General features: G+C 47.8%; 10 protein-coding genes. 4 read left to right on the plus strand and 6 right to left on the minus strand.

Annotated features, from left to right (window positions below; translation table 11 throughout):
- Positions 1 to 88: 88 nt before the first annotated feature.
- From recG to AC23N5_RS28590, 3 genes are read right to left on the minus strand one after another with little or no spacing between them, the layout of a single operon-like run.
- Positions 89 to 2,197, minus strand: coding sequence for an ATP-dependent DNA helicase RecG (gene recG, locus AC23N5_RS28580; RefSeq protein ID WP_183971934.1), 2,109 nt, complete (start codon positions 2,195 to 2,197; stop codon positions 89 to 91).
- 17 nt (positions 2,198 to 2,214) lie between these two features.
- Positions 2,215 to 2,538 (minus strand): type II toxin-antitoxin system RelE/ParE family toxin, encoded by a 324-nt coding sequence (locus AC23N5_RS28585; protein WP_487758133.1) that lies wholly within the window; start codon positions 2,536 to 2,538, stop codon positions 2,215 to 2,217.
- Positions 2,529 to 2,750: a hypothetical protein gene (locus AC23N5_RS28590; protein ID WP_487758134.1), complete on the minus strand. Its 222-nt coding sequence runs from the start codon at positions 2,748 to 2,750 to the stop codon at positions 2,529 to 2,531. The genes AC23N5_RS28585 and AC23N5_RS28590 overlap by 10 nt, the downstream gene beginning before the upstream one ends.
- 92 nt (positions 2,751 to 2,842) lie before the next feature.
- Between AC23N5_RS28590 and AC23N5_RS28595 the strand changes: the two genes are divergently transcribed.
- The 4 genes from AC23N5_RS28595 (at position 2,843) to AC23N5_RS28610 (ending at position 7,092) form a co-directional block, all read left to right on the plus strand.
- Complete coding sequence (locus AC23N5_RS28595; protein WP_487758135.1) at positions 2,843 to 3,703, plus strand: sugar phosphate isomerase/epimerase family protein; 861 nt, start codon at positions 2,843 to 2,845, stop codon at positions 3,701 to 3,703.
- A gap of 58 nt (positions 3,704 to 3,761) precedes the next feature.
- Complete coding sequence (locus AC23N5_RS28600) at positions 3,762 to 4,691, plus strand: sugar phosphate isomerase/epimerase family protein (RefSeq protein ID WP_487758136.1); 930 nt, start codon at positions 3,762 to 3,764, stop codon at positions 4,689 to 4,691.
- Positions 4,692 to 4,758: 67 nt separating this feature from the next.
- Positions 4,759 to 5,379 (plus strand): ABC transporter ATP-binding protein, encoded by a 621-nt coding sequence (locus AC23N5_RS28605; protein WP_487758137.1) that lies wholly within the window; start codon positions 4,759 to 4,761, stop codon positions 5,377 to 5,379.
- 279 nt (positions 5,380 to 5,658) lie between these two features.
- Entirely contained in the window at positions 5,659 to 7,092 is a 1,434-nt protein-coding gene (locus AC23N5_RS28610; RefSeq protein ID WP_487758138.1) for a Gfo/Idh/MocA family protein, read from the plus strand.
- 113 nt (positions 7,093 to 7,205) lie between these two features.
- On the opposite strand, the gene AC23N5_RS28615 is transcribed toward AC23N5_RS28610, so the two are convergent.
- The 3 genes from AC23N5_RS28615 to AC23N5_RS28625 form a co-directional block, all read right to left on the minus strand.
- Positions 7,206 to 8,405: an MFS transporter gene (locus AC23N5_RS28615; protein WP_487758139.1), complete on the minus strand. Its 1,200-nt coding sequence runs from the start codon at positions 8,403 to 8,405 to the stop codon at positions 7,206 to 7,208.
- 173 nt (positions 8,406 to 8,578) lie between these two features.
- A complete protein-coding gene (locus tag AC23N5_RS28620; protein ID WP_183971927.1) occupies positions 8,579 to 9,802 on the minus strand; it encodes a peroxiredoxin family protein in 1,224 nt (407 codons plus the stop codon).
- A gap of 188 nt (positions 9,803 to 9,990) precedes the next feature.
- Positions 9,991 to 13,329 (minus strand): M4 family metallopeptidase, encoded by a 3,339-nt coding sequence (locus tag AC23N5_RS28625; RefSeq protein ID WP_487758140.1) that lies wholly within the window; start codon positions 13,327 to 13,329, stop codon positions 9,991 to 9,993.
- Positions 13,330 to 13,331: the final 2 nt, after the last annotated feature.

The raw sequence follows: 13,331 nt of genomic DNA on the forward strand, positions 1-13,331 counted from the left end.
ATAGCACGCGCAGCTCGTTCTGATATTTTTAGACCTCGAACCTAGTTGCTAGAAACCTAGAAATAAACATCATGAGCCTCAACCTCCCCTAACTAATTCGACTCCAGTTAGTTTCCTCCTTTCGAAGTGAGTCAATGTGGCTGCGGATGGGTTCGTTTTTAGGGAGTATCAAATCGGGGTCTTCTTGCAAAATCTCGTCGGCAGCTTCGCGGGCGGCTTTTAATACAGCACCGTCTTTGGCCAAATCGGCCAACAACAAATCCATCAAACCGCTTTGCTGCGTACCCGTTAGGTCGCCTGGGCCGCGTAATTTTAAGTCCACGTCGGCAATGTCGAAACCATTGTTGGTCGCGCAGAGCGTATCAATCCGAATGCGGGTATCTTTGCTGAGTTTTACGCCCGTCATCAGATAGCAATAGCTCTGCTCGGCCCCACGACCCACGCGTCCACGCAACTGATGCAACTGTGATAACCCAAAACGCTCGGCACTTTCGATGACCATCACCGACGCATTCGGGACGTTTACCCCTACTTCAATCACCGTCGTGGCCACCATAATTTGCGTTTCTCCTTTCACAAAGCGCTGCATTTCAAAGTCTTTCTCGTAAGGAAACAGCTTGCCGTGTACCATGCTAATATGGTACTCAGGAAATGTCCGCTGAATACTTTCGTAGCCTTCCATCAGGTTGTTGTAATCCAGCTTTTCGGATTCTTCGATGAGTGGATACACGATATACACCTGACGACCCTTGCGGATTTCCTCCTTTACCCGCCCAAACATCGCGAGGCGTTTTGTCTCAAAATAATGAACCGTCTCAATCGGCTTACGGCCTGCGGGAAGCTCGTCGATGATACTCAAATCCAAATCCCCGTAGAGGGTCATGGCCAACGTGCGCGGAATCGGCGTGGCGGTCATCACCAAAATATGCGGGTGAATGGTTTCGTTTTTAGCCCACATTTTGGCCCGCTGCGCCACCCCAAAACGGTGTTGCTCGTCGATGATACACAGCCCCAAGTTTTTGAACTGTACCGTATCTTCCAAGAGCGCGTGCGTACCTACTGCAATGTGGATGCTGCCATCTTGCAAGCCTGGTAAGACGATTTTGCGGCCTTTTTTGGTGGTAGAACCCGTCAAAAGCGAAATGTTTATCCCCAGCGCGTCACAAAAAGGCTTTAGGCCACGGTAATGCTGGTCGGCCAAAATTTCGGTGGGAGCCATGAGGCAGGCTTGCGCACCGTTGTCGATGGCCATCAACATCGAAATAAACGCCACAATCGTTTTACCGCTTCCCACGTCCCCTTGCAAAAGGCGATTCATTTGCTTGCCCGACTTAAAATCGTCGTGGATTTCACGCAAAACGCGTTTTTGGGCGTTGGTAAGTCCAAACGGCAAGTGCTGTTGGTAAAACGTTTTTAGCATATCAAGGTTGCCAAAAACCTGCCCAGGGTACTCGCGTTTTTGCAGGAGTTTGTTTTTGAGCAACCGCAATTGGTTGTAAAACAACTCCTCAAATTTCAATCGACGCAGGGCTTGCGTGAGGGCGTATTGGCTATCGGGCAAATGAATGCCCCACATAGCCTCGGCTTTGGGTAAAAGGCGGTATTTTTGTACCAACTCTTGCGGCAGCGTTTCGCGAAAATGAGGCGTCGCTTGTTCCAACAAACTCCGCATGATTTTACTCAAAAACCGACTGTCGAGGTATTTCTTACGGAGTGTTTCCGTTAGGTTATAAACGGGTTGAAAATAGCCACCTCCTTCGTTTTCAGGATTGATGGTTTCGAGGTCGGGATGGCTAAAATTGAAGCGCTGCCCAAACCGTTGGGGTTTGCCGTAGGCAATGTACTCACCGCCTTCTTTGAGGTGTTTGAGGTGCCAGTCAATGCTTTGGAAAAAGACAAACTCAACGATGCCTGTGCCGTCGGTAAACTCCACGGTAAGCCGCCGTTTGTGGCCTTCGCCTATGACGGTCATGCTCCTAATGCGGCCTTTCAACTGCGCCGCCGACATCGTGTCATTCAGCTCGCTAATGCGTTGAAACGACGTTCTGTCTTCGTGGCGAAACGGGTAATATTGTACTAAATCACCAAAGGTAAATAGCTTCAGTTCTTTGTTGAGAGTAACCGCCCGAGTGGGGCCGACTCCCTTCAAAAACTCAATTTTAGTATCGAAAAACTGGGTATTGATTCGTTGGCTCATAAGTGCAAACGCACGTTTTAAAGGTCTTCCATGTAGTCAGTAGAGCTTGGGTTCCGCCGCTCATGAAGAATATCCAGAATAATAATACGCTCAGTTTCTACATAAAAATATACTTTGTAGCTTTTCATTATTCTAGCGTACCGAAATATTTTCTTTGTCTGTGCTATTCTCGCTACGGAATGATAAGTAGGTCGCTCACAAATATCTTGAACTACATCCACAATGTCTTTTTGGAGCTTTTGACTACTTTGGTATGAATTTGCTTTCAGGAACTCATATATCTCTTTGAAATGGTCGCGAAACCTTTCTGTTACCTCAACTGGATAAGGATTTACTTCCATTCGACCATTTCTTTTTTAAAATCCTCAAATGATATGCGTTTATCTGTCAGAGCATCTTCTAAGTACGCTTCTAGCTCTTGAGGAGACATGGCATTCCCTCCAATAAATTCATCTTCCGAAATTTCAATTTTTTCGACGTGGAGCCTCTTGGCTAACTGAACGACAAGTTCCACATCTTCTTTACTCAGAATTTCTAATCTCACGACTGTCATGGTCTTGTTTTTTTAGTAAAAGTAACCTTTAAAGAGTATTTTTCCAACAATTCTTCGCTTTTGGTACTAACGTCCAAGCTCCTCCGTTTTCTATGAATCGTCGCGATGCCCTCCGCCAAACGGCGCTCCTAAGTGCCACATATTTCACGGCTCCTTTTGACCACCTTACTGACCAACTCCGACGTGGTTATCCGCTGGGTGCTTGCGATTGGTCTTTGCAACGGGCCTGTAATCCAGCCGTTTTTGCGTATGCCAAAAAGATAGGACTGGATGGTGTACAACTCAGTTATAATTCTCGCTCCGACGAAAGTTATCTTCTACGCCCCGAAAACCAACAGGCCATGCGGGAGGCTTCCCAAAATGCAGGGGTTAAGATGGCGAGTTTAGCCATTGGCGAACTCAATCGCGTTCCGCTCAAATCAGAAGCACGTACCGTTGACTGGATTAGTGGGAGTATCGACGCCGCCAAAGCGCTGGAGGTCAAGGTGGTGCTATTGGCTTTTTTTTCACAGGGTGATTTACGAAACGACGAGGCAGGGAAAAAGGTGGTCATCGAACGCCTCAAAAGCCTTGCTCCTAAAGCCGAAAAAGAGGGAATTACGCTCGCCATTGAGTCGTACCTAAGTGCGCAAGAGCACCTCGACATCATTGAGGCTGTGGGTTCGCCCAACCTAAAGGTGTATTACGACCCGCGCAACGCCGCTGATGCAGGCCATGACCCTTACACCGAAATTCCTTTACTGGGTCAACAAAAACTCATCTGCGAAGTCCATCTCAAAGAAAATGGCGCGCTGCTTGGACAGGGCTCGATTGACTGGCCGAGGATTCGTCAATTGCTCCGACAGATTCGCTTCAAAGGATGGGCGCACATTGAGGGTGCAATGCCACAAGGCAAAACGTTGGACGAAGCCTATCCCCAAAATGTGCAGTATGCGCGTAAGATTGTTGGGTAAAACTTTTTTTACCTCTAAAATAGACCATAATCGTTCATAAAACATTACTACTATCAACATGAATCGTCGTCAATTTATCGGAACCACGCTCGTTGGAAGTACCCTTGCTCCGTCGGCTTTTAGTTCGGTGGGAGTGCCCGTGGTGGCTTCGCCCAAAATCTTTGTTTTCTCCAAAATGTTCCAATGGATTGAGGACTACAACCAACTGGCCGAAACGATTGCGGGGATTGGCTTCGACGGGCTCGACCTTACCGTTCGCCCTGGGGGACACGTCTTGCCCGAGCGCGTAGAGGAAGATTTGCCCAAAGCAGTCGCTGCGTTCAAAAAGCATAAACTTGAAATTCCGATGATGGTGACCACGATTTTGGACGCCGATGCGCAATCGGAACGTATCCTCAAAACGGCCAAGTCGCTTGGAATCAAGCACTATCGCATGGGGTGGTACCCTTACGACCTCAAAAAAGACATTGCTTCCCAAAGCGTCGCCATTGGCCAACGAATCAAAGCCGTGGCAGCGCTCAACGAAAAATACGGCGTGGTAGGTCATTATCAAAACCACTCGGGCAACTATTTTGGGGCGTCGTTATGGGATTTTCATCAACAATTGCAGGGAATTACATCCCAAGCTATTGGTTGCCAGTACGACATCAACCACGCGACCGCCGAGGCGGGTGGGTCGTGGGAAACAGGGCTGCATTTGATTGCTCCCCACATCAAATCGTTGGCTATCAAGGATTTTTACTGGAGAAAAAACAATGACAAATGGGGTAAACTCGGTTGCCCGCTGGGCGAAGGAGTGGTCAACTGGAAACGCTATTTTGAAATTTGGAAGCAGTACAACTTTCAAGTACCCATCACGATGCACTACGAGTACCCGCTCGGTGGAGCAGAAAATGGGGCAAAAAAACTCAGCATTCCGTCGCAAGACCTCATCAGTGCGATGAAGAAAGACTTGGTATTATTTAAAGAATGGGTCGCAAAGGTCTAGGCATTGGCTTTTTAACTTCGGTAAAGTTTTAGACCTTTGCCGAAGTTTTTGGCTTATCTTACTTTTCATGCACCTTCTCATCGACCAACTTGGCAAGCGTTTCAACCGCGAATGGATTTTTAGAAACTTCAGCCACACCCTTCAAAGTGGCAAAAGTTATACGTTTGTGGGACCCAACGGCAGCGGAAAATCGACACTTCTCCAAGTACTTTCGGGCGCTACTCCTTCTAGCGAAGGAAAAATAAACTACATTATTGACAATCAAACGATTGAAGAAGATAAGTGGTACAAGCAGTTGGTCATTGCCGCGCCTTACCTCGAACTCATCGAAGAGTTTACGCTTACCGAACTCCTGAACTTTCACGCGGGGTTTAAGCCCTTCAAACCGTCGATTTCGCAAGCCCAAATCATCGAGCAACTGGAGCTGACGGCGTCGAAAGACAAAGCCATCAAGTATTTTTCGTCGGGAATGAAGCAACGTCTGAAACTTGCATTGGCCTTTTATTCGGACGTGCCCGTGGTCATGCTTGACGAGCCCACTTCTAACCTTGACGCGCGCTGGTCGGCTTGGTATTTGGAGCAAGTACAACAGCTTTCGTCCAATCAACTAGTGCTTATTTGCTCCAACGTTCCTGCTGAATACGATTTTTGCGACGAAGTCATCAACGTGGCTGATTATAAGTCCTAAGTGCCCGTGGATTCTGCAATCCACGGAAGAGGTTTCTCAAAACCTCGTTAAAGTTACCGCGCTTGGTTTTGAGAAACCAAGCGGGGTGGTTAGGAGTAACCACCCGCACAAAAACACCCACACAAAGCGTGCCCGTGGATTCTCAAATCCACGGAAGAGGTTTCTCAAAACCTCGTTAAAGTTACCGCGCTTGGTTTTGAGAAACCCCATGCACGTATCCAAAAAGTAAAAAATCACTCCGTTAGGCTTTGATGAGAAACATTCATCTACTACAAGCCTATGAACCAAAAAGATAGCAAAAACGTCGCTCGCCGCGAGTTTTTGAAAGGTAGCGCAGTAGCAGCCGCCAGTTTCATGATTGTGCCTCGGCACGTATTAGGCAAAGGGTACACCGCCCCCAGCGACAAGCTCAATATTGCGGCCATAGGCTGTGGTGGAAAAGCTGATTACAACATCCAACAAGCCTACAACAACGGCTCGGACAACATCGTGGCGCTTTGCGACGTAGATGACCGTCAAGCCAAAAAATACCGCGAGAAATTCCCCAGTGCACCTTATTACAAAGATTACCGCAAGATGTTGGACAAAGAAGCCAAAAACATCGACGCGGTGATTGTCACAACCCCCGACCACATGCACTACGTCATTGGTAGTGCGGCGATGCAATTGGGCAAACATATTTACCTCGAAAAACCCCTCACCCACGACATTTGGGAGGCACGGATGCTCACACAGCTTGCGCAAGAGAAAAAACTCGTGACCCAAATGGGAAACCAAGGAAGCAGTGGCAAAGGCACGCGCCAAACCGAAGCGATTGTACAGTCGGGGATGATTGGGGAAGTACATACCGTGGAAGTGTGGACTGACCGACCCGTTTGGCCCCAAGGAGTAAAATCGCCACGCGACAAAAAAGAAACGATGCCCATTCCTGCCGAAGTTGACTGGGATTTATGGCTCGGGACTGCTCCCTACCGCGAATACCACGAAGCCTACATGCCGTTCCGTTGGCGCGGCTACTGGGATTTTGGTACAGGGGCATTGGGCGATATGGGCTGTCACTTTATGGATGTGCCGTTCCGAACCCTAAAATTAGGGTACCCGACATCAGTGGAATGTTCGGCGAGCTCGGTGTATAGCGACTTTTTCCGCGAAGCATTTTTTGAAGACATTGGGCCGCAAGCCACTTCGGTTCACCTCAAGTTCCCGCATCCAAGCGCTAAGAAGTTTTCAGAATTGAGCCTTTCTTGGTACGATGGGGGCATCAAACCCAAACTCCCCGAGGGCTGCGATTACGAAAAAGTATTTGCCGACAACGACGGTGGCGTGATGTTTATCGGAACCAAAGGGGTATTGGCTTGTGAGCTCTTTGGCGAAAACCCTAAATTGTTTGTCAAAGGACAGCTACAAGACGTGAAATTCCCTACTCCGACCCGCCCACTTGTGGAAGGAGATACCGCAGGCCACCAACAACAGTGGGTCAAAGCGTGCAAAGCAGGCTATGGTACGTACACCAGCTCATCGTTTGCCGAGGCAGGCCCGCTTACTGAAATTGTTTTGATGGGAAATTTGGCCGTTCGTAGCTACCTCTACCGCGAAAATGGCAAGTTTACGGGTCGTAAAAAACTACTTTGGGATGGTCAAAACATGAAAATTACCAACTTCGAACCTGCTAACGCGTTTGTAAAACGTCAGTATCGGGAAGGATGGAAATAGGAATAGTGTCGAGGTGAGAGTGCAGAATGAAGAGTTTAATGTCGAGGGTAGAGTGCAGAGTGTCGAATTGAATCCACTTATTCGACACTCTACATTCTCCCCTCGACACTCCCTTACACTGTCTCCACAGGCTTGACCCTGCGAGCGATGAAGATACTTAACGTGATGAGAATCATTGCCCCGTAGCCTACCCAGTCGTAATGCAGTAGTTTCCCGTCGGGAGCTTTCTGAATGACAATGCCAGCCAAATATACCGCTACGGCCTGCATCAATAGCTGCAACGAAGAATTAATCGCCATAAAACTCCCCCGATGTTGCGGTAACACCACCGACGACGTCATCGCTTGCGTAGGTACTAAACGTCCGTTTGAAAAAACAAAGAAGATGGCGGCCGTACCCAACACAATCACGAGGCTATTGGTCCACATGTTGGTAATGAGCCACATTGGTAAGGTCGATAACAGCGCAAACACCACAAAAACGGGGTATTTCCCTTTGCGGTCAGCAAGTTTTCCCACTTGGGGAGAAGTAAAGAGCGTCAATGCTCCGCCTACTGCGTAAATCAAGTACAGTTGGTTTTCACCAAAACCCGCATTGATGGTCAAATAGGGTGAAATAAACGGTATGATGCTGAAGTGCCCCAGCATAATCACGCTCGTTAGCAACAACGCGCGTAACTGATTGGAATCCTGTAAAATATGCGTTACCGCTTCCAACGGGTGGTGCTTCGTTTGGGTACGTTCTTTCAAATGGCCATCCAGTTGTGGTACGTACATCCATATCAATCCAATTACGGCTACTCCAAGTATTCCCACAAACCAAAAAGGGGCATGCCAGCTAAACTCCGTCGCTAGGTATAATCCCAACGGAACTCCCACGACTGATGCGACCGAAAAAGCCGTCATCACGACGCCCATCGCACTCGCACGGCGTTCGTACTCAAACACATCGCCGACAATGGACATCACTTGTGCGCCAAGTACGCCTCCAAATACGCCTGCCAGCGTTCGGGCGGCTATTAATAGCCAAAACGTGGGCGCCATGGCACAAGCCAGCGTCCCGACGACAAACCCGATGTAGGCCGTAAGCATGATTTGCTTGCGCGGGAAACGGTCGGCAATGAATGCTACCATAAAACCCGATAAGCCCGCGCTAAAACTATACGCAGATACCAACAGCGCAAACTCTTGCGGTGAGATGGAAAAATACCGCATGAGCTGTGGGCCAAGCGGCATCATTATCATAAAGTCCATGATGTGCGTGAAATTCAAACACGCCAACACAAACAGGAGCAATTTTTCTTTTTGAGACACTAGGCTGTTACGTGCTTAGGCACAGTTAATCGTTATTTGTTAATTTGTTAACCGTTAATTATACTGGTAGCTATTTACTGGCGAAATTCAATTTAACCCCACGCCCAAAGTCGGTTCGCCGATGCGGCATGGGGTTTGAGGGTGGATACACTTTAGCAATCTGTGCTTTATAATTATTCGGCCAATAGTTTGCTAATCAGTGCATTAAACTCTTCGATAAATTGGTCGTAGTACTTGCCAGTCCCAGGCCCTGAGAAACCCGTATGGATTTCACGAACGCGGCCTTTTTTATCAATAAAAATGGTGGTTGGATACCCAGCCACTTTGTTAAGTGCTGGCAATGCTTGTCCCGCGTTGGCATCGTTGGTCCCTGCCAATACGAGCGGATAGGGTACGCCAAAACGCTTGGCCATAAAGTCGATTTTGGGGCCTGACACTTTCATGTCGGGGGAGCGTTCAAACATCAATCCTAAAATTTCGACCCCGCGCGAGGCGTTCTTTTTGTACCAAGGTACCATAAACTTCGTTTCGTCCATGCAGTTGGGGCACCACGTTCCCGACAGTTGCAGTACCACTACTTTGCCTTTGTATTTCTCGTCTTTGAGGGAGATTTTATTCCCTTTGGTATCAGGAAATGAAAAATCGAGGGTTTCGTACCCAGGTTTTAGGTACGTAAGTGCCGTTGGGGGAGGCAAAGCCGCCTTGTCGTCGCGGGTAGAGGTAAACGGCTGATACCCCGAAATACCCGACCACATTCCACCACGGATTTTACCATTAGGCAAAATGGCTGCCCGAAACAAGAAAGCGTGCGAACCATCGTAGCACGACATAAACAAGCTATCGCCCACAATGTCGCCCGCCAAATAGCGATAATCACCAGTAGGGGTCAAAAACGTTCCCGCTAATTTGCTCCCTTTTTGTTCTAAAATTCCTACCGCAAATGATGAATCCTTGCGTTCAGGGCGTTGGAAATAAGTAGCGTATTTGCCCGATACGTTGTGCGAAGTCGCTTGTGGTTTTTTGGCAAAATGATACATTTCTCCTTTATCGGCTTTGAAAGGCAACACCGACACCCACACGCCATTTCGGTTTTTCTTCCACGAACCTTTCATTTGATTACCAGCCACTTTTACCACCAAATCCGAATCAAAGATGAGCATCGGAATGTGCAACGAATCGCCTTCTAAATAGGCTTCGTCCATTGGTAGGCGTTCGGCTCCGTTGATAACAACGGCCTCGTAGCGGCCATTGGATTTGGGCGTGATTTCTAGGCCAAATACCACTTCGTTGTGTCCTCGAAGTAGCGCTGCCCGCCACGTACTTTTAGGAATGGAGGTTTGTGAAAAGCTGGAAAGTGCGAGAAAAAAGGCAAAAAGGCCAACTACTGTTTTTTTCATTGTATGAAGCTTGTTAATGTGGGTGTTATAGGGAGGCAACAAATTTCTAATTCAAAAAGTTGTGCTCAAGAAAAACCCCGCCCCAAAAATTATTTTTGAAGCGGGGTGTCGTGGTTTTCTTCTGGTTGTGAGCAACCAGAAGCACAAGTGCCTGAGGTTGCTCACAACCTCAGTTGAACAGAGTTTTCTTAGTTCTGTTTAATCACTTTTTGTGTTTCAGTGCCTTCGTTGGTTTTGATGTGCAACAAATACGTGCCTTGTGAGAATTGACTCATGTCCACCTGAGCATTATTGCTACGCGGTGTTTGATTGAGCAGGGTCATTCCGTTGGTGGTTGTCATCCGAATGTCCTCAATGACGACATTGCTAGGCACTTTTATCGTCAACAAATTCATCGTTGGGTTCGGATATGCTATGACTTGTGTTGTGGTCGTAGGTACCGATAAAATTACGGGGGCGGGGTTTACGCGGAACGAAATAGTGATATTGGGCGCTGCATAAAATGCCGAATTTCCCGTTTGGTAGGCCACAATCTGCACGGTTCCCGTTGTTCCTGTCAATGTCACCGTACTTCCCGAAAGCTCCGCAGGCCCCGACACCAAGCTAAACCCGACGGGTAGTTGAGAGGTCGCCGTCGCGCTGATACCAAACGGCGTATCTTTGGTCGTCCTATCAGCTACCGACGAAACATTGATTGTCTGGTTTTGTTTTTTCGGTAAAGTACGCGTTCCTACGCCATACCACACCATCCATTTGGCATTTCTGACAAAGGAGGTAGAACTTCCTTTTGGGCTAATTTTGTCGGTATTTAAGTCAATAATTCCCACATCGTCGCGCCCGCTAGTGAGGGTATTAAATATCATTTTGACGTCGGTTTTAGAGTATTCAGGATACCCAATGGTATTATTTTCGACGATACCCGCAAGTTCACCACGGTCGATGTTCGCTCCAATGATGTAATTATTGCCGTCGGGGTCAATGTAGTCAAACGCGACAATGTTTGGGCTATTTTTAGCAAACGTCGGATTGCCGATGCTTTCCCCTTTCTCGAGGTTAGAAATAAGCTTATTGATGGTTCCTGGGCCAAAATCGCTTTTGGCATTGTCCCACACTTTGATAATTCCTACGTCCCAATAGCCAATTTTTCCGCTGTTGGTGCCCGCCGCGATACCCGCCGTGGCGAGTTCGTTGTAGGCATCGTAAATGATGTATTCGCCCGTGGCGTCCCACTCAAACGAATCAGCGTATTTTACTTGTGAACTTTGGACGTTTTGGGCGGAAGTGGGGTTGTAAAGAGTGAATTTCTTCCACGCTTTTTTGGTATAGCTGTATATCCAAAGGGATTTGTCTTGGTTGACCGTAATGGCGGCCAATGCTTCTCCATTTTTGGAAACGGCTACGTTTTCCCAAATTGCCTCGTTCGAAATCACCGTTTCTGTTACGGTTCCCTGTAAATTAATGGCTTTAATAAACTTATCGTTGGTGGTTACGTAGTAAGCAAACTTCCCATCGTCGGTTACGCTTGGTTTGTGGGCAATGGCTGCTGTTACCAAAGGAGTAAATTTCGATAAATTGACGGGTGCGTTGTACAGTTTTTTATCGCCCGTAGCATACATCAACAAAAAGTCTTCCCCTGGGTTGGTGGGAAGCGTTTGGTTGGTTGGCGTCGATGAATTACTACCAGCATCGATAATTCCTACTGCATCAAACGCAGCTTTGGCGGCCGAGACTTCCGCGCTAGAGGCGCCGTACAAATCGGTAGCCGCCTTGACCACCGCCAGACGTAAATCAATAAAACGTGACAAACGAGTCAGGTAGAGCGTGAGGGCACGGTAATAAACCTGTTCAGCTTTTTCGCGTGAGGTAGCGGAGGCAAATTTGAAAAAGGCCCAGTTGGGAATCCCCGAGTTGATGTGTACGCCGCCGTTGTCTTCCGTGCCTGTGTAGTACTCGTTCATGTTTTTGGGCTGGTAGCCGTTGTCACGCGTTCCGCCTTGGTTGGGGTTGGCCAAATCGCGTAAAGCACCTGAGGTATAAACGGTTGTCCGCACTACGTCCTCCCCAATCGTCCAGTTGCGGCGATCCACCATCGTGGCAAATACATCGGCCATCGACTCATTGATTGCTCCTGATTGCGACTCGTATTCCAAATTGGCTGAGTTTTGAATCACGCCGTGCGTCATTTCGTGCGCCGCTACGTCAAGTCCGCCCGCCAATGGTTTAAACGCCGATTTTCCATTTCCGTACACCATCAGTTTATCACTCCAAAAGGCATTGTCCATGGCGCCTTTTTCGTCGTTCATGTTGATGATAGAAATAATCGTCCCGCCTTTTCCGTCAATAGAATTTCGTTTATGAACCGTCTTAAAATACTCAAACGCCGTAGCGGCATTGAAATGCGCCGATATTGCCGTTTTATTATTCCACGAATTGTTGGAAGAAGTAATGTGAGCTAAGTTGAGGTTTTCATTATCGATGGATGAGTTTTGCGCGTCGATGGTCAATATACCTCCAATCGGACTGTCGGGCAAGGACGAAAGTGAGGCTTTAAACATGGCTTTACCGTCGGGACTAATCCGACTTGCATCCAATAAATAATAACGGTTTTGGTGCAAATATGCATCAATCGACCGACTGACGTTATTAAGGTCAGAAGCAGTCGCTTTTACGGGGCCATCAAGCGAGCACAGGTTATTGTATTTTTTCAAGACTTCTCCCGTGTGCGCATCTACAAAACACACCCAATGTTCTAAGAAGTTGGGGTGGATTTCAATGCGGTAGGTGAGGTGTGTTGTTTGGTCCGAATGATGATAGACAAAAAGCTCAGTTTTGGGCTTGTCGTACTGCAATAGCTTTTTCTCGCCAAAGGTCATGGTGCGCACTACCGTTGTTTTGGCTAGTTCGTCCAAAGCCACTTTTTCGGCGGCTTGCAGGGTTAGGTTTGCCACGGTATTTGCCAAGGTAGGTGTTGGAAAAAACTTACCGTTGAGCGTCGTTACTTCGTCGCGGTTGGTATGAAGCACTACCTCGCCGCCATATACAGGCACGCCTTTGTGAAATTGTTGTAAACGAAGGTGGCTTTGTCCCAACTCATCGGTATCAATTTGTTTTAATTCAAATTGTTGGTCAGGATTTTCTATGCGCAATAATCCTTTGACCGACGACAAATAATCAAACGCTTTGGCTTCGGCCGATGTGCTTGCCTTTCGAGCCGATTTCAGCATCGTTTTCGGGCGGCCTTCGATATAAATGGGCAAACCCGTTGCAGGGTCTTTGACTACCCGAATTCCTTCACGTAGTGCCGTGAACTCATTTAATTGGCTTGCACTACCGTCGATGACCGCCTTTTCGATGGGGTTAGTATTTCGTAAATACATCGAATTGTCCACATCTTGGGCACCTAGCTTACGCGCCAGCTCGTCGGTGGTTGTCACAGAAGTTCGTGACGGTTGTTTTAAGTTCGTTTGGGCGCTTGCCGAAAAAATCAGCCCTCCCAAACAAGCGAACGTGCATAGATATTTTTTCATGG

Source organism: Runella sp. R5_40, assembly GCF_057652295.1.